Raw genomic sequence first — 18,347 nt, 5'->3', positions numbered from 1 at the left:
TATGGCCCCTCGTCAATTTGGTTGGCGAGGGGATTTTTGTCTTCCGGATTATCGGCTGAGTGTTTATTAAATTATTGTAAAAACGAACAAAATTAATATATATGCATTATAATGTAACTTGAGAGGGTGTAACTATGCCCTCATGCCGAAACTGTTAAATTAGCTACTAATTTAAAGGAAGGTGTATTTCATATGGAGAATAAGGTCAAGAAGGCAAAAAAGAGTGTCAGCGGTAAGCTGCTAAGGATTGTGATTCCTATGATCGCAATTTCTATCATCGTGATCATGCTCATCGTGGCGACTCAGGCAAGGAGTGTGATCATTGAACTTGCCGAGAACAATCTTGAGAAAGAGTCTGAGTATTATACAGAGAAGATTGGACGAGAGATAACCAATATTGTTGAGTACCTCGATGCTTCGGCAGAAGCCCTTGGCGCTGTGTCATTCCCGAATGACAATGCTATGGCCAGCTTTCTTATTCCCACGCTGACCAAGTCTGAGTACATGCCTAACGGTATGTATCTTGCGACATCGAACGGTGACTGGATCGATCCTTCCGGATGGGTTCCGGATCCCGATTATGTTCCTCAGGAGAGAAGCTGGTATATTGAGGGACTTGAGCACAAGACCTTCCTTCCCGGCGAACCCTATGTGGATTCAGATACCGGCAGCACCGTTGTGTCTTTTACCAGAACTGTCAAAATTGCAGATGCAAGAGCTGGTGTTGCGGCAGCAGACTATACCCTGGACGGTATTGTTGAGGAGATCGGTGCTATCAAGCCTGTCAAGACCGGCGGCGCAATGCTTCTTTACAATGACACGGTCCTTTCATATTTTGATACAAGCTTTAACGGGACAAGTGTGAGTCAGCATCCGGAGGCTCTGTTCCTTCAGAATGCATATAAACTTGCCCAGAGCGGATCAACAGATGTAACTGAGCTGAAGAATGAACATGGTGACACTTATTATGTTCGCGCCAGCATAATCCCGGGAACTGACTGGACTTTGATCTGTTCAGTTTCCAAGAATGATGTCCTGGCGGGACTTAACAGATTCCAGATCATAGCTTACGGTCTTATGATCATCATGGTGGTTGTTATTTCGGCAGTTCTTTATATGCTCATCAGAAATATCGTATCCAAGCCTGTGGGAACACTTACAGAGAATATCATCAGGATCACAGACGGTGACTTTACTGCTGAGATTCCTGAGGGCGGAGATGATGAGATCGGCCTTATGAACAACAACATGAGAGAGTTCATAAGTCATATGAGAGGAACTCTCGGAAATATCAAGGACGAGACTGACAGACTTGCTGTTGAAGCAGAGAACAGTAAGGATGCATCGGGCAAACTCAATATTCAGGCTACAGAACAGTCTACAAACATGGGCCAGATCAGAGACGCCATGAACGGAATGGCAAGTGCTGTAGCAGAGCTTGCAGAAAATGCTACAGAGCTTGCTAACGAGGTTGCGGATCTTACCGAGCAGGGCAATGCAGCCAGCGAGACCGTCAACAACCTGGTTGTTAAGGCAAAAGACGGACAGCGCGACATGGAGGTTGTTCAGAGAGGCATGGAAAAGATTTCCTCATCCATGGGCGATATGAACACCGACGTTCAGGCAGTAGGAGAGTCTGCGCAGAAGATCAATTCCATCATAGAGATCATCAATTCCATCGCATCGCAGACCAACCTTCTTTCACTGAATGCTTCAATTGAGGCAGCAAGAGCAGGAGAGGCAGGAAAGGGCTTTGCGGTAGTTGCTCAGGAGATCGGACAGCTGGCAGCAAACTCAGCAGAATCCACCACAGAGATCGGCAAGATCATAGCTGAGATCACACAGCAGATAAAAGACCTTTCGGAGAAATCCCAGGCTAACATGGATGAGATCACAGCAAGTTCAGAGGCTGTACAGACAGCCGGCAAGACCTTTGAGGAGATCTTCTCAAGTCTTGATGAGACAAGCGAGACCTTCAGGGAGATGATCGACAAGATAGGCAATGTAGATACTATAGCTACATCTGTAGCGGCTATTTCGGAAGAACAGTCCGCAAGTACACAGGAAGTTACAGCAACAACCGATAACCTTGCAGTCAGCGCTCAGCAGGTTGCTGACGAGAGCCAGGGTGTCGATGAAAGTGCAACAACAGTTTCATCAGCAGCAGCAACTATTGAAGACTTTGTAAAAGACTTTAAGATCTAACAAAAATGGAGGTGAACCATGTATATTTCGATGCAATGCTCAGATAACAGTGGAATGCTGAATACAGAGATATGTACCTTCTATGGTATCAGGTATGTACCAAGATTCAGATCGGCCGTGATCTCTACAGAGCATCTGAATCATGAATACGTAATCCCCATGACTCCACAGGATTATGAGGCTGCAGTCAAGCAGATAAATGAGGCTATGAAGGCTCATGCGACCATGATCTCAATTGAAAGTGGAATGGTTTGCCGCGGCCGAAAGGGCGAGATAAGAAATATGGAGCCGCAGAAGCTCACAATAGCTGCTGTATAAATTAACAGGACAAAATAAAACCGTCACTTTTTTAAGTGGCGGTTTTGATTTTCAGTCCAGTCTGAAGACCTGTTTCATTTGCTTTTGTGCCCCGGTCTTTTCGTCCTTTTCAAGGATGAGGATTCCTTTCATGCTCTCATCCCATCTAGCGACGACATCGCTCTCTGCCTGGTATCTGCCGGCATATTCTATGCCCTTTTCGCACTCATAATATCCAAATACCTCAGCGTCAAATTCGGCATCGTCAAGCTCGTACATGTAGATGCTGTAGTTGCAGATTCCGGCGGCCTTTAAGACTTCCTTCATCTCAGGCCATATCTCGTCATGTCTTTTGATATATTCGTCTTTCCTGCCCTTTAATACCATGCCTTTCCATGCATATCTCTCCATTGTCATTCCTCCTTAGGCTGTCCGTAACTGCTTCTTGGACACTTTGTTATATTTTCAAAAACAGGATCTGTTGTATATTCAACATGGATATCCTCTATGCCTTCTGCAGGCTCTTCCAGCTCGATGTCCCTGAAGGTAATGTCCTTAAGCTCATGCCCCGGCTCATCAAAACCGCAGAGCTCGATGGAAGGGCAGTCGTGCCAGTCATTTTTCCCTGCGTTGTTATCAAGAAATCTTCCGAGAAGATGCATCCTCTCAAAGTGGCAGTCCTCGATGACGGGAGAGATTCCGGCACTTTCGCCATCGTCGTTGAAGGTGACAGAATGTATCATTACGTGGGAAGCTGCTATATCTCTGACGGATACGCCCCTTACATAGCCTCCGCGTTTTTTGGTGGATTTGATCTCAATGCCTGACCAGGTGGGCCTCATGTCACAGTCCCATAAAAAGACATTCTCTACGCCACCGCTCATTTCGCTTCCGATGCACAGTCCGTGACCAAAGTGGCATATGCAGTCAAAGACCCTTATGTTCTCAGTGGGACGGGCAATAACGTTTCCTTCAGGGTTCTTACCTGATTTGATGGCAACTGAGTCATCCTCGGTGTAAAAATCACAGGCGTAGATGGTGGAATTTGTTGAAGAATCGGGATCCCATCCATCGCCGTTCCACACGCCCTGTGACTTGATGGTGCAGTGGTCCGTGACAACCTGATCCGAGTAAACAAAATGCAGGTTCCAGGACGGAGCAAAACCAAGGATAAGGTTGTGTATCCAGATGTTTCTGCAGTTATTCATGCCTATGAGTCTGCCCCTGACTCTGTGAGAGATGGTCTCGGGCTTCTCATACTCTTTTATTTTATCACCAAGTGATGCGATATAGTCCTTGAGCCTCTCTGCTTCCAGCTTGGCGCAGGCCTTGGCAAGAGTCCAGCCTCCGCCCATTATGGTTCCGCCACCGCGTATCACCACGTTTTCGCAGTTGTAACCTGAGGCGTGATCGAGCCTTCCGAGGTTTAAAAGACTTCTGTAGCACTCCCTTTCATATCCCTCAAACCTGCTGGGTATCATAGGCAGGTAATCGGAAGGATCATCGCTTCCCTGAAGAACAGCTCTTTTGTCAACGAAGAGTTCTGTTCCGGAGTGCATATCAAGTGCGCCTGTAAGGAAGGTACCCTCAGGAATATACACGTACGAGTTCTCATCGCAGTCATCCAGCGCCTTCTGAAGCGCCTTCGTGTTCATGGTCCTGCCGTCGCCAACTGCATTGTAGGGCGGGAAAGTCACGTCGATAGGGCGCTTTAAATGCATAGTCCTGACGGTGATGGTCCCAAGCTGTTTGGAATTGCCCCTCGGACAGTGCATCAAAACATCTACCTCATATTCTTTATCCGGCAAAAGACCTTTAAGCGTGAAGTGGGTTTTGCCGGTGCCTCCCGCAAATTTGCCGTCCACATGGATGCGGTAGGAACAGCGCATATCAGCGCCATCCGGAAGATCCCAGAATATTTCGGCCTCGCTTCCTGTTGCTCTGTAGTCTAACAAAAATTCATGCTTCAAAGTTTATGCTCCTTGTTTTTATGCCCTCGGCCAGGTCTATGAATCTTGCAAGGGCTGTATATACTTCGCCTCTGGAGATCCATTTGCCGGGTGCGGTATTGTTTCTTGTATCGATACCGAGTTCCTGAGCTTTCCTGACGCATTCATCGAGTGAGATATTTCTTTTGCCCGGATCGTTCTCTAAAAACCTTACGAGAAAACTGTCCAGTTCCTCGTAAGTAAGGGATTCATCGGGACGGAAAAAGAGCTTGTCCTCTTCACGGCGGATTGTAGCAGGATCAATAAGATTCTCATTGATGAGCGTCTCCACGTATCCGCTGTCCCATTCGTCAGGCCTGAGGTCTGAAAATCTTCCTGTGTAAGGCCGTGTGCCTGCTATGCGAAGAGCCTTGAACAGGACCATTAGAAGCTGAGCTCTCGGCATTGGAGAATCGGGGTGAAGATGCATCACACACGGGTCTAACAGGCAGTACCTGAAGGCTTTTTCAAGGCCCTTTTTGTCCTCGAAGCCTGCAATGTCCATGTAGGGCAGGTTGATTGCAAATATGTCGGGTTCCGGCTCCTGGGCAGGAATATCCTTTGTGTCGGAGTTTGGACTCCAGAAACTGCAGGTAAGTCCGTTGTCGCAGCGGCCGGGAAGAGTCTCTTTTCCCTTATCGGTGCTGCGGAGTGTGTTCATAAACATGTCGGAGATCATGACACTTCCGTATTCGTTGGTGTGTGTCACATCGCCCGGCATGAAGAAGTCTTTTGCTTTTTCGGAGAATTCCACCCATTTCTCAAATGTCTGTCCGTGCAGATCTATGAAGGGTACATCGAGCTCTTTTGCAACCGTTTCTGTAGCCCTTGCGTAATCTGAAAGGAGAGAGTAATGGGAGCCGAGTGAGAGAGTCTGTGCCTGTCCCGGGGAAAGGGATAATGGTATCCGGCTGATTGGAGAGCACAGGATAGCCTCAGCACCCATTACTTTGGTGAAACTTATGAAACTGCGAAGATTATCTGAGTAGCCGCCAAAGGCCGCGAGATTTCTGCGCTTCTGGTCATTGTGACCAAACTGCAGGATCAGGCAGTCTCCGGGCTTTATCATCTCTTTTATAATGTCGAAGTGGCCGTCGTCCCTGAAACAGTTTGTTGTAAGGCCTGAGTGGGACATATTGCAGACAGCTGCGCCCTGAATGTACCTTGGCAGTGTCTGAGCCCATCCTGAGAAGCTTCCGTAAGGATAATATGGAATCCCTGCGTTTTGATCCGTTACTGTGGAATCGCCTCCTACCCAGATCACAGGGACTTTTTCCGAGGTTACGGTCACTTCTGCTGTCAGGTTTTCGGAACCGATATTGCTGCCCGAATAGCTTATAAATATATCTTTATCTTCACATCTTACTGATGAAAGTGCAGGGATGAAGGGTGTTACGGCGGTATGATAGGTCTTTTCCCAAGTGTTGCCTGCGGGGATGGATATATCCCGGGCTATCATGGCCCTTCTTGAGGAAAAGAGCGTCAGGTTCTCTATATCGTTGTCCATGGCGGTAAGTCTTACAGTGACCCTGTAGGTGCCAAAGGCAGGAACCGATACCTTTATTATCTGCACCTGCCTGCCTTCGTCAGATACCTCTTCATAGAAGTGTCTGGTGTTCCAGCCTCCGCTCTTTAGGGCCTCTTCATGGGCAGTACCGGAGGTGGTGACAGCCATCTCCGGTGTAAAAAGGCCATAGCCTCTCTCCTTGGAGTAGAGGCTATCGGTATATGGATTGTGAAGTTTAAAGTGTGTTGAAAACATTACATTTCCCCAAATGAACATGTTTTAAAGTTTGTAAATTGCTGTGGCCAGAGGAGCAAGGTCTTTTACCTCAAAAGGCCCGTTGTCAGTGGATATGGATACTGACTGCGCCTCCTCCGAGTTGTTGATTACTATTAGGCTGTTGCTGCCGGCAAAGTAAGCACATTCCACCATCGGATTGTCAGAGATGTACTTCTGATCAGGGGAAAGGCCTGCGCCGTACAGCAGGATATTGAGAAGCAGTCTGTAGTTCTCGGGTGCGTTTTCAAAGGTTGAAAGATAGATGCCTTTGCCGCGACCGAAGCTGTTGACTGTCAGGAGCGGATAACCATCCTTGGATTTTACTACTTTGGCTGCTCCGTCGGTCAGATGGACTTTGCCCCTTAGCGGGATACTGCTTACAGCAGGAATCAGGCCGTCTGAGTTATCGTCAACAAAAGCCCATTTGCCCATGCAGGACTTGTAGTCACTGTCTCTGTTGACGCCGAGAACGCCTGACATCTTAAATCTGAAATCCTTCTCGCCGGTGGAAGAGGGCTCGTTGACGCCGATAAAGCATCCGCCTGCGCTTACCCACTCGGTGAGGACTTCTTCAACTACAGGATCGTTCCAGCTCTCTGCTCCGCACCAGGCGGTTCCTGCTGAGCCTGCGTTGATGATAACGTTTGTGTCACTGAGATCCATGTTCTTGAGATCGTCAAAATCAATGTATGTAACATCCACAGGCAGACCTGAGAGGGTCTCGTTGATGTGGATGAGGTCGTGCATATAGGTCTCGTGGAAGTGACCTGAAAGGGTCCAGCTCCTGAGCTTACCCCAGGAGTGGAGCACAGCAACCTTGATCGGGAGGACGTAAGGTTTGCCTTCTTCATGCAGTTCCTTTATTTGTCTGAACTCATCTGAGATGGTTGCGATATATTCAACAAAGTCAGGGAAATCCTGCACCAGATGCAGGTATCCGCCAAGACCTATCCTGTCGATTTTGGCTCTTAATAGGGCACGGCGTGCGCTTCTCCAGTAGAGAGCGGCGTCTTTTGCCGGATCTCCGCCCTTTGAGAAGGTGGGAAGTCCGCCGAGTCCCACAGGGAAAAGATACGGATGAAGTCTTATCTCATGAACGGGAACATCAACTCCTGCACAGAGCCTTACTTCATAGCCTGAGAAAATGCACTTGATCAAGCCGTCAAAGCCAAATTCCTTAAAGCGCTTTCCGTATGGTTCAACACCAACCCAGCTGTCATCGTAAAAGACATATGCCTTTTTGCCGAAGCTGTGAACGATGTCCACGAGCTCTTTTCCGAATGAAACAACGAACTGATTGACGAAGTTCATGTAGTCGCGTTGAGTCTTGACCGGCGGAAGATGTGTGGGATGGAAGAGCCCTGTGTTGATGAAATCTTCGGCAGTAAGCTTGTAGCCATAGCTCTCGGCGAAGTCATCCAGCATCTTGGGGCTGACGGTGAAGTCGTAAGAACCCCAGTCGGTAAAGAGATAGCGGTTTCTCACATCGCTTCCCCACATCCATACAAAGTTGTAGAACATGGAAGTAAAGCGCACCACGGTGGTGGCGGGATGTTCCTTGCACCATTTGGTGAGCCAGTCCTTGAGGTACTCTCTGGTCTGAGGGTATACAGGATCGATCTGCATGAGATGCTCCTTGTCCCAGCCGTTGGTGACGTGGTTGTACATTGAAATCTCTTCCCAGATCCTGTAAGCCAGAAAGCTCACGGTATATTTGTGCCAGGGGATAATGTTGTTGACTATGACGTTCTGGGCCTCTTTCTCGTAGGTCCAGAAATTTCTGTTGACTTCTCTGCCTGTGGTGCGGTCGTAGACCTGCCAGTACTTCATGGAATCAGCACTGTCATTGACTTTGAACTGCTGATCGAAGAAATCGTCCATCAGGTGGAAGGTGAGAAAAGACTCCTCTGCAACCTTGGGAGCTGTCATAAGGAAAGTCTGCTGAAGCTTGTCTTGATTGGCTCTGGCCCACTCGTTGTGGTCCCTGATTATGCAGATGGTGGAGTAGATCCCGTATCCTGAATTTGTTATTTCGTCTGAAAGGACAGTGCCGTCACTGTCTCTGATAACATCAGCGCCCCATTTTTGGGCAAGGTCAAGGGTGAGCTCTTCGTATCCCGCCTCCCCCGGCAGGGTAAAGCTCCCCGTTGTATGCTTTAAGATGTTCTCCATTTTTGTAACCCCCACAAAATTATAATGCGCCGTCGCTTCGGATCTTGTCGTAACTGAGAATTCCTGCAAAATATGCAAGGGCAAGACCCTGTCCCCAGCCCTGAATCCAGTCTCTTGAAATGTTCCTGTAGCCATCTCTGTCCTTCATGACAGCGGTGCCTCCGGAGACGTTGAGCACACGTCCATCGGGAGATACATTCTCCAGGATTCCCTTGGTTGACTTGTTGATATATTTGATGTGAAGAGGATTGCCTTTGTTTATCATGGCAGCGGCAATACCGCAGCTGGCTGATATTTCTTCATAGGACTCCTCGTCATCAAGTATTGTTCTGAAAAGACCGTCCTTGGTCTGAAGGAGCTTGATGCTTGCAAGCTGCTCATTGAGTGAACCTACGATGTCCAGGAACTTGGGATAGAGGTAGCACTCCGGAAGGATACGACCCACCTCTGACATTGTGTATGCTGCCCAGGCGTTGGCTCTTCCCCAGAAGAAGCCCGACATGTGGTCCTTCGTGATGTTGTTGTATCCATGGTAGAAAAGACCTGTCGCCGGATCCTGAAGATATTTGATGTGCCAGTAGTACTGGTTTAGAGCATCGTCAATTAGCTTTTCATCTTTTAAAAGAACTCCCGCCCTAAGCAGGAAAAACGCAGCCATAAAAAGTGTGTCAGCCCAGCACTGCTCAGGGAAATCGTTGTTCACCGAAACCGTGTGCTGAAGGACGTTGTCGCCAAAACGAAGCGCTTCATTCTCCAGATAGTCGATTTTGCGCTTGGCTATATCAAGGTATTTTTCATCGCTCGAGTACTCATAAAGTGACAAAAGAGCATGTCCCATGGCACAGGTATTTACTGTAAAAGAAGGAATGCCGAGCTCGTCGATATACTCATCGATCCTCTCCTTGAGAGCAAGGATGTACTCCTCTTTGCCTGTAGCCTTAAAAGCTTCGCATACACCGTAATACGCAACTCCGCCCGGCCAGTCCCAGGTCAGGTCCATTCGCATGGTGCGCTTTACTATAGCGTCAACTGCTGCTTCGATTTCTTTTTTGTCATATATAAGATTGCCCATACTATCGCCCCTTTATGGATATTTACAAAAAGTATATTTTCATATGGTCGAAAAATCTCTCCAGATACCAACAAAAACTTTGCAATTTCAACTATTTGAGGTTAGAATTTCTTTTAGGTGAAAAAGTCGCCGGTTTGAAATGTATATTTATTTAAATAATTAATTAAGGAAAAGACATGTCGAAACCAAAGAAAACCGTAATTGAGTACAGAAATTATGAGCTTCCCATCAATTTTCCCGTGCTGGTGCTGACGGGAGACAGATGGTACATATCGGATGTAAAGTCAGGCAAACTCCACTTTCACAACTGCCTTGAAATCGGCATATGCCACCAGGAAAGCGGCTTTATAGAGTTTGCTGACACTCCTGTCCCCTTTAAGGCCGGGGATGTCACTTTCATTTCCAGGAATGTGGCACACACGTCATACAGCACCAAAGGCCAGTCGAGCCTATGGTCCTACATCTTCCTTAATCCGGATGAGCTGTTTAAGGGAATCTTTGGGCCTGCATCGCCCTATGGAGAGATATATTATGATATGACGCAGAATCTCCAGATGATACTTCACGGGGATGAGCACAAGGAGATATACAGCCTTGTAACCCAGATCCTTGCTGAGCTTGTGAACAAAGAGATGAATTATCAGATGTCTGTTAAGGGACTGATGCTGGCTCTTTTTATGAAGCTTATGAGAGTGTATGCGGGGCAAAAGAAGGAGAACCTTGCTCAGAGAGTGGCGCATGACAACGATATCGCAATAATGCCTGCGCTGGAATATATAAGAGAAAACTACATGCAAAACTTTCCTATAGAAGACCTGGCAAACATGTGCCATCTCAGTCAGACTCACTTCAGAAGAGTGTTCCACGAGATCATGCAGACAAGCCCTTTGGACTATCTCAACACCACCAGGATCCTTCAGTCATGCATTCTTTTAAGAACTACAGAGGAGTCTATCCTTTCCATATCGGAGCAGGTGGGGTTCCGCTCTGTGTCCAGCTTTAACAGGCACTTCTCTGAGAAAATGGGTGCACAGCCGGGAGAGTGGAGACGGAAGATGGTCAAGATCGATAACGCCTCAATAATGAAGTATACAGGCTGGACTCAGGCTGAGAAGCTGACTGAGCCCAAGAAATAATATGCAGTTCTTATGAATATCGAATGCATAAAAAGAGCCGATGAGGCTCTTTTGTTTTGCGCATGACGGGAAATCGGTGTTTGTGCAAAATGCACAATTTAGAAAACGATTAAGTATAAATAATAAACATATCAACAATAAAACTCAAAAATAAATGGTTGATAATGCAAAGCTTTTTCGACTAAGTGATTAGATGGAGAGTCTAAATTACTTTAGTATTGACCGTAGAAAGGGGCGAGATATATATGGGAGCAAAAAGTAAAAGTAGGGGAGCAGTCGCTACAGGGTCAACCTGGAAGCATTCTCTGAAAAGAGACTGGCAGTTATATCTTCTTCTGCTTATTCCACTGATTTTAGTTGTAGTATTTAGCTTTGGCGCATATCCGGGCCTGCGAATGGCCTTCATGGATTACAAGCCGGCCAAAGGTTATGCGGGTTCCAAATGGGTAGGCTTTGATACCTTCAGAAAGGTATTCAGAGATGCAGACTTCTCAAGAGCCCTTAGAAATTCAATAGTATTTAACTTGCTTGATCTTTTCGTGGGATTCCCGATGCCGATCATCCTGGCGTTGATCCTCAACGAACTCAGGTACAAGAGATTCAAGAAGGTTTCACAGACAATCCTGTATCTTCCGCATTTCTTATCCTGGGCCATCATCGGAAGCGTGGCACTTACAATGTTCAAGCCTACAAGCGGTCTTGTAAACATAGCCATGATGAAGATGGGAATGATCAGTCAGGGAATACCGTTCCTCAATGAGAAATGGCACTGGGCAATAACCTATCTCCTCATCGGAGTGTGGCAGTCAATGGGATGGGGCACGATCCTGTACCTGGCAGCCATAACCGGTATCAGCGGAGAACAGTATGAAGCAGCCATGATCGACGGCGCAAACCGCTGGCAGAGAATGCTTCATATAACACTTCCGGGAATCAGGAGCACAATTGTAACGCTTCTTATCATGAACCTGGGACGTGTAATGGGAAGTAACCTCGAGAGGCTTACATCCCTCGGAAATACTCAGGTAAAAGAGTTCCAGTATCAGCTTGCTGTATACATCTTCAATAAAGGTATTGGAAATAACAAGTTCAGTATGGCTACTGCGGTAGGTCTTTTCCAATCGGTTATAGGTGTGGCACTGGTTCTTTTATCAGACAGAATAGCCAAGAAGCTTGGCGAAGACGGATTACTGTAGGAGGAACTTTAAAGTGGCAAAGACAAAAGAAATAAACAGAACCGAAGAGAGTTTCTCCGCAGGCGGAGCGCATGCAGTCAACAAATTCAGAATAAGCGATGCCATCATGATGCTGGTAATCATCCTGCTCTGTGCAACCTGTGTGCTTCCTTTCCTGCATGTGGCAGCCAAGTCGATCTCAGGCAACACAGCAGTAATGAGTCAGTCGGTGTACTTCCTGCCCAAGGACATCACCTTTGATGCTTTCAAGCAGGTGTTCGCGGATTCGTCCATGACTTACTCGATGATATTTTCAGTAATCGTAACACTTGTGTTTACACTTCTCGGAATGATCGTCTGCACCTGTGCAGCGTATCCGCTTTCGAAAAAGAGACTTAAAGGACGCGGAGTTCTGGCATTCATCCTGATGGTGCCAATGTACTTCTCGGCGGGAATCATTCCTCAGTACATTCTTTATTATCAGCTGGGAATTCTGGATACCGCATGGGTACTGATTCTTCCGCTTATCTATTCACCTTACAACATGCTGATCATGAAGAATTTTTTCCAGAGCACAATTCCTGACAGCTTGGAGGAATCAGCATTTCTGGACGGCGCAACCAACTTCCAGATTCTTTGGAAGATCGTGCTTCCGCTTTCAAAGCCAATCCTGGCTACACTGTCACTGTTCTATGCAGTTGGAAGATGGAATGCATACGCAGACAACATGTACTACACAAGATCTTCAGAGCTCAAGATGATCCAGTACAAATTGTATCAGCTTGTTGCATCTGCCACTGAAGCACAGAACGCATCACTGGCAGATACCGGCGGAATCACACAGGCTACACCCGAGGTTCTGCAGGCAGCATGTATCATGTTTGTTACGGTACCGATCATCATAATATATCCGTTCCTGCAGAAGTACTTCGTACAGGGAACTATGATTGGAGCGGTAAAGGGCTGAGAGGACTTGACGAGGTATTTTCGAGTCTAGTCCGAACGTGTTCCGGCGAGGCAGCTCTGCTGCCGAGAGCGGAACTACCTTGTGAATGTAATGTGCATTATTCAAAACACTTTTCAAATATTAAGGAGGATCACTATGAAGAAGAAAGTTTTAGCATCCATACTCGCAGCAAGTATGGTAATGGGGCTTGCAGCCTGCGGAAACAACGGACCTGTTCCTACAGCGTCTGATGATTCACAGCCTGCACAGACAGAAGCGCCGGCAGCTGATGCACCTGCAGCAGATACTGCAGAAGCACCTGCAGACGTGGTTCCCGGAGTTGACGGATTTGAGCCTTTTGCAGATCAGGTTACTCTGAGAGTTGCTGTTTACGACAGAGGAGATAACGGAAACGGATGCTCTGATGTTGAGAACAACTACTGGACAAACTGGGTTCAGGAGAACTTCGGCGACAAGTACAACATCAAGGTTGAATACGTTGGCATCACACGTTCAGACGTTATGACTGACTACGCTATGCTTGCATCAACCAACACACTTCCTACTCTTTGCATGGAGTACGACTATGACAAGCTTGCTACATGGGCATCAGACGGATATCTTCAGCCCATCGATCTTGAGCAGTTCAAGACCATTGCTCCCACATACTGGGCAAACATGGAAGAGAACGGCCTTACAGGCTACACACAGTTTGACGGCGAGGACTACATCGTTCTCGGCAAGAGACCTTACGGTAACACAAACTACACCTTCGTAACATGGTACCGCAAAGACTGGCTCAAGGAAGCCGGCTATGACGGATCATATCCCGCAACAAACACAGAGCTTCTTGAGGCTCTTGGCAAGATGGTAGAGAACGGACATCAGTATCCTATGAGTGGATCAAAGGTAGCAGGTGCCGGAGCTGACCAGAACTATTCATTCAGAGATTATCCTCAGGATGAGCTTACATGGGCAACAACAGGTGACTATCAGGTACCGGCTCTTTCAACAGAAGCTCAGAAGAGACTTCTTAAGTGGAACAACGAGCTCTACAACGACGGTTACCTCAACCCTGAGTATTACCTCAGAAGCACAGATGACGTAAATGCTGACTTCATCAACGGTAAGGCATTCCAGTGGTCAGGTTACGTTTCATCAACAATGGACGTTCTCAATTCCTTCTATGAGACAAATCCTGATGCAGAGCTTGGCGTAGTTGTTTGCGACAGCAAGTTCGTTCAGGATCCTACATGGGGATCAAGCAACGCATTCAGACCTAACAACATCTTCGGTGCAATGGTTGGTTTTGCTAACAACGCAACACCTGATGAGGTTAAGGCCGGTGAGATGTACCTTGAGTGGATGGCTCAGGATGAGAACCTCTTCACAATGACATGGGGTATCGAGGGTGTTAACTTCAACTATGACGAGAACGGAAATCCTGTAGCAGTAGGTGATCAGTCAGGTCTTCCTGAGCAGCAGGGTCACAACAACAACGTTGACTACTGGATGGTAGTTACAGCTTCCAAGTCCTTCGGCGACATCGAGTCAGACATCAAGGCTATAAATCCTCAGGGACTTCCTCAGGACTTCTACGAGGACATCCTTGCTAACTACAAGGGACAGCTTGCACTCTATGAGTCAGGCAGCGTTAACGTAGATTGCCTCTTTGGTGGCGCTCTTGAGTCAGTAACAGAGTATGGCACTTCCCTCAAGGAAGAGATCTACCCTGAGTACCGCGATCAGCTTGTAATGTGCAAGCCTGATGAGTTCGATGCTCTTTACGATGAGCTTTCACAGAAGTACCTCGATGCAGGTTACCAGGAGATCATCGACGAGAGACAGGAAATGTTCGAAGCAGGCGAGACAACCAAGCTTCAGTAATTCTACTTTAAATCTGTAATTGCATAACTCCTATCTACATAAAGAGCCTCCGCGGGACCCCGATTCCCGGAGGCTCCCTTTTTGTGACTAAATCAGTGAAAAAATCGCCCGGATAAGTGTAAAGGCAGATAGATCTGCCCTTTTCTGATATTATTTGAGTCACCGAGGACGTTTCAGATTGACTCATTGTTGGCCTGCGCCGGCGCTGGGAGTTATCTGTGGCAGAATGGCAGGTTATCGCGCCCGGGACATGAGAAAAGCAAGCATAAGGGTCTTATCCCGGCCGAGATCTGTGGCAAAATGGCAGGTTATCGCTCCCGGGACATGAAAAACAGTAAGCATCAAGAATCAAACAGAAACAGCGGTGGAAATTCATATGACGCATAACCTGAATTCTGTTACCATATATAAAAAAGATGAGAACTGATAGTGGAATAGCAAAGCAAGATGAAGGAAGGCATAATCCATGAAACTACGGGCATACGAAAAAGGCGATTCACCAATCATAGCAAAATGGCTTCGCACCGAGGAAGAGCTGTACAGATGGTCGGCTGACAGGTATGGATTCTTTCCGCTAAAACCTGACAGCGTAGATGAAAACTACGCTCCGGCACTCAAGACCGGAAGATTCTTTCCGCTGACGGCAATAGATGATTATAACAATGTCATAGGACACCTGATCATAAGGTATCCCAATGATAACGATGATTCTTCAGTCAGGTTCGGCTTCGTGATCGTGGACCCGGAGATTCGCGGAAAGGGTTACGGGCAGGAGCTGTTGAAGCTTGCAATAAATTATGTTAAAGAGAATTTGACCGCCACCAGGATTGACCTGGGCGTATTCGTCAATAACCCAAAAGCCAGGAAATGTTATGAAGCAGTAGGTTTTACCGAGTATGGTGCGCACGTCATAAACACGCCCTTCGGACCATGGGACTGTGTCGACATGGAGTTATTCCTGGCGTGATAATTAACAGGAGGCATAAAGATGGTCATTTGCAGTGCAAATGCTCCTTTTTCAACAAGATAATTCAGGAAAAAGGAGCGAATTAAAATGAAAAACAGAATAAAGAATTTAAAAGATTTTTACGTGCTTTGGAGTACACAGAGCCTGTCACAGCTTGGAAGTGCCATAACGCAGTTTGCGCTGACACTCTGGATTTATGAAAAGACAGGATCGGCGCTGAGCACGGCGACGCTGACAATCTGCACTTATGCGCCGTACGTTATAATGAGCATTTTTGCCGGCGCACTTTCAGATAAGTTTGATAAAAAGAAAACCATGCTTATCTGCGACCTTTTCGCGGCGCTTACAACGGTGGTTGTATTTGTGCTTTATAAGACGGACCTATTGTCCATGTGGCATCTGTATGCCATTAACATGGTGTCGGGACTTATGAATACCGTTCAGCAGCCGGCTTCCGAGGTAGCATACACGCTTATTGTGCCCAAAGACGATTATCAAAAGACAAGCGGGCTTCAGCAACTGAGCAGATCACTTGTATCAATCGGAAACCCGATCATTTCAGCGTCTCTTTATGCGCTGGCGGGGCTTGATGTTGTTATCGCTGTTGACCTTCTGACCTTTGCCGTTGCCTTCTTTTCACTGCTGCTTTTCGTGAGAATTCCCGAAATCAGCAGCAAGGCGAACACAGAAGGAAATGTTCTGACGCTTGCAAAAGAGGGACTTGTCTTTTTGAAAAAGACACCGATGATACTCCATGTGATATTGTTCATGTCGGGAGTTAACCTGATTGCATCTGCGTTTGACGCAGTGCTTCCGGCACTTGTAATTCCAAAAGCCGGAAACAGTGTCTTTGGAATAGTGACTGCATGTTCCGGCATAGCCATGGTTGTAGGCAGCTTTTTGCCGACTGTTCTTCCAAAGCCCAAGGACAGAGTAAGAGTGATATTCCTCACAATGCTCTTTTCCCTGGGAACGGAAAACTTCGTTCTGGCGTTTTCGGAAAACCCGGTGATATGGTGCATCGGACAGTTTGTGGGATGGTTTTTTGTCCCGCTCATGGCGGCCAATCAGAACGTCATCATGCGAAATACCATACCTGTTGGACTTCAGGGAAGGGTATATGCGTGCAGAAATACACTGCAGTTCTTCACGATTCCGATAGGTCTTTTCCTGGGAGGGCTCTTTGTTGACAAGGTCTGCGAACCGTTCATGGCTATAAGAGCCGGCAGCGCTTTCTGGACCACGTTGTTTGGTACTGGCAAAGGCTCGGGAGCTGCTCTTATGATGCTCATACTGGGCATAGCCGGTGTGGTAATGTGTCTGGTTTCCAGAGGGTTTATCAGGAAATATACCTATATTGAAGATTGAAATTGACAGACATTTAGGAGAAAACCCTGCATTTTTTCTGAAAAAATGGTATAATAAGAGATGGTTACGTTATTTATTTAACAATATTTTAAAGGAGGGTTTTTTCTTATGTCACGTTTTACACTGCCGAGAGACGTCTACCACGGAAAGGGCGCACTTGAGGCGCTTAAAACACTTGAGGGTAAAAGAGCTATCGTATGCGTTGGTGGAAGCTCAATGAAGAAAGGTGGATTCCTTCAGAAGGTAGAGGATTACCTTAAAGAAGCAGGTATGGAGGTTGAGCTGTTTGAGGGTATTGAGCCCGATCCTTCAGTTGAGACCGTTATGAAGGGTGCTGAGGCTATGCAGAAGTTCCAGCCTGACTGGATCGTAGCTATCGGTGGCGGATCACCTATCGATGCTGCCAAGGCTATGTGGATCAAGTACGAGTATCCTGAGACAACATTCGAAGATATGTGCAAGGTATTCGGACTTCCCAAGCTCCGTACAAAGGCTCATTTCTGTGCTATTCCTTCAACTTCGGGAACAGCTACAGAGGTTACAGCTTTCTCAATCATCACTGATTATGACAAGGGTATCAAGTACCCTATAGCTGATTTCGAGATCACACCTGATGTTGCTATCGTTGATCCCGAGCTCACACATACAATGCCTATCAAGCTCGTTGCTCACACAGGTATGGATGCTATCACACACGCTATCGAGGCTTATGTTTCAACAGCTAACTGCGACTACACAGATGCACTTGCAATCCATGCAATCGAGATGATCCAGGCTAACCTGGTTAAGTCATACAACGGTGATATGGATTCAAGAGATGCAATGCACAACGCACAGTGTCTTGCAGGAATGGCATTCTCAAATGCTCTTCTCGGAATCGTTCACTCAATGGCACACAAGACCGGTGCTGTATTTGCTGACAAGGGTGCACACATCATTCACGGCGCAGCCAATGCTATGTACCTTCCTAAGGTTATCGCATTCAACGCCAAGGACGAGACAGCCAAGAAGCGCTACGGCGTTATCGCTGATTACATGAATCTCGGCGGATCAAACGACGACGAGAAGGTTAAGCTTCTTATCGAGTATCTGCGCAAGATGAACGACGACCTCAACATTCCTCACTGCATCAAGAACTACGGTGCAGACGGACTTCCTGCAGAGCAGGGCTTTGTTGCTGAGGACGTATTCCTTGACAGACTCCATGACATCGCAGCAAATGCTATTCTTGATGCCTGCACAGGATCCAATCCTCGTCAGCCAAGCCAGGAAGAGATGGAGAAACTCCTTAAGTGCTGCTACTACGACACTGAAGTTGATTTCTGATAAAAAACAAAATGCTAAAAGCGCT

Annotated in this window: 14 protein-coding genes; 9 read left to right on the top strand and 5 right to left on the bottom strand. The window is 47.0% G+C overall.

What is annotated here, in order from left to right; all coding sequences use genetic code 11:
- Nucleotides 1–192: 192 nt before the first annotated feature.
- Together G590_RS0103615 and G590_RS0103610 are read left to right on the top strand one after the other, a co-directional pair.
- Nucleotides 193–2,205 (top strand): methyl-accepting chemotaxis protein, encoded by a 2,013-nt coding sequence (locus tag G590_RS0103615; protein WP_022764315.1) that lies wholly within the window; start codon nt 193–195, stop codon nt 2,203–2,205.
- Nucleotides 2,206–2,223: 18 nt separating this feature from the next.
- Nucleotides 2,224–2,523: a hypothetical protein gene (locus tag G590_RS0103610; RefSeq protein ID WP_022764314.1), complete on the top strand. Its 300-nt coding sequence runs from the start codon at nt 2,224–2,226 to the stop codon at nt 2,521–2,523.
- Between the two features lie 51 nt (nt 2,524–2,574).
- Here G590_RS0103610 and G590_RS0103605 read toward each other — a convergent pair whose 3' ends face one another.
- The 5 genes from G590_RS0103605 to G590_RS0103585 are packed head-to-tail and all read right to left on the bottom strand — an operon-like array spanning nt 2,575 to nt 9,517.
- Nucleotides 2,575–2,913: an L-rhamnose mutarotase gene (locus G590_RS0103605; protein WP_022764313.1), complete on the bottom strand. Its 339-nt coding sequence runs from the start codon at nt 2,911–2,913 to the stop codon at nt 2,575–2,577.
- A 2-nt stretch (nt 2,914–2,915) separates the two neighbouring features.
- Nucleotides 2,916–4,472: a glycosyl hydrolase family 28 protein gene (locus G590_RS0103600; RefSeq protein WP_022764312.1), complete on the bottom strand. Its 1,557-nt coding sequence runs from the start codon at nt 4,470–4,472 to the stop codon at nt 2,916–2,918.
- Nucleotides 4,462–6,252, bottom strand: a complete 1,791-nt coding sequence (locus G590_RS0103595) for a GDSL-type esterase/lipase family protein (protein ID WP_022764311.1) — start codon at nt 6,250–6,252, stop codon at nt 4,462–4,464. Before G590_RS0103595 ends, G590_RS0103600 begins: the two co-directional genes overlap by 11 nt.
- 24 nt (nt 6,253–6,276) lie before the next feature.
- Nucleotides 6,277–8,445: a 1,3-beta-galactosyl-N-acetylhexosamine phosphorylase gene (gene gnpA, locus G590_RS0103590; RefSeq protein ID WP_022764310.1), complete on the bottom strand. Its 2,169-nt coding sequence runs from the start codon at nt 8,443–8,445 to the stop codon at nt 6,277–6,279.
- A 19-nt stretch (nt 8,446–8,464) separates the two neighbouring features.
- Nucleotides 8,465–9,517 (bottom strand): glycoside hydrolase family 88/105 protein, encoded by a 1,053-nt coding sequence (locus G590_RS0103585; protein ID WP_022764309.1) that lies wholly within the window; start codon nt 9,515–9,517, stop codon nt 8,465–8,467.
- A gap of 176 nt (nt 9,518–9,693) precedes the next feature.
- Here G590_RS0103585 and G590_RS0103580 point away from each other — a divergent pair, with 176 nt between their 5' ends.
- The 7 genes from G590_RS0103580 to G590_RS0103550 all read left to right on the top strand — a co-directional run bounded on the left by G590_RS0103580 (nt 9,694) and on the right by G590_RS0103550 (nt 18,322).
- Nucleotides 9,694–10,653: an AraC family transcriptional regulator gene (locus G590_RS0103580; protein ID WP_022764308.1), complete on the top strand. Its 960-nt coding sequence runs from the start codon at nt 9,694–9,696 to the stop codon at nt 10,651–10,653.
- A gap of 245 nt (nt 10,654–10,898) precedes the next feature.
- Complete coding sequence (locus G590_RS0103575; protein WP_022764307.1) at nt 10,899–11,849, top strand: ABC transporter permease; 951 nt, start codon at nt 10,899–10,901, stop codon at nt 11,847–11,849.
- Between the two features lie 13 nt (nt 11,850–11,862).
- Nucleotides 11,863–12,795, top strand: coding sequence for a carbohydrate ABC transporter permease (locus G590_RS0103570; RefSeq protein WP_022764306.1), 933 nt, complete (start codon nt 11,863–11,865; stop codon nt 12,793–12,795).
- Nucleotides 12,796–12,930: 135 nt separating this feature from the next.
- Nucleotides 12,931–14,661, top strand: a complete 1,731-nt coding sequence (locus G590_RS0103565) for an extracellular solute-binding protein (RefSeq protein ID WP_022764305.1) — start codon at nt 12,931–12,933, stop codon at nt 14,659–14,661.
- 466 nt (nt 14,662–15,127) lie between these two features.
- Nucleotides 15,128–15,628 carry a GNAT family N-acetyltransferase gene (locus G590_RS0103560; protein WP_022764304.1) on the top strand — a complete coding sequence of 167 codons (501 nt, stop codon included), beginning with the start codon at nt 15,128–15,130 and terminating at the stop codon, nt 15,626–15,628.
- A gap of 87 nt (nt 15,629–15,715) precedes the next feature.
- A complete protein-coding gene (locus G590_RS0103555) occupies nt 15,716–16,996 on the top strand; it encodes an MFS transporter (protein ID WP_022764303.1) in 1,281 nt (426 codons plus the stop codon).
- A 108-nt stretch (nt 16,997–17,104) separates the two neighbouring features.
- Nucleotides 17,105–18,322: an iron-containing alcohol dehydrogenase gene (locus G590_RS0103550; RefSeq protein ID WP_022764302.1), complete on the top strand. Its 1,218-nt coding sequence runs from the start codon at nt 17,105–17,107 to the stop codon at nt 18,320–18,322.
- The last annotated feature ends 25 nt before the right edge of the window (nt 18,323–18,347 follow it).

The organism is Butyrivibrio sp. XPD2006 (genome assembly GCF_000420865.1).
Classification (GTDB): domain Bacteria; phylum Bacillota; class Clostridia; order Lachnospirales; family Lachnospiraceae; genus Butyrivibrio.
This window is presented reverse-complemented; position numbering and strand designations above follow the sequence as displayed.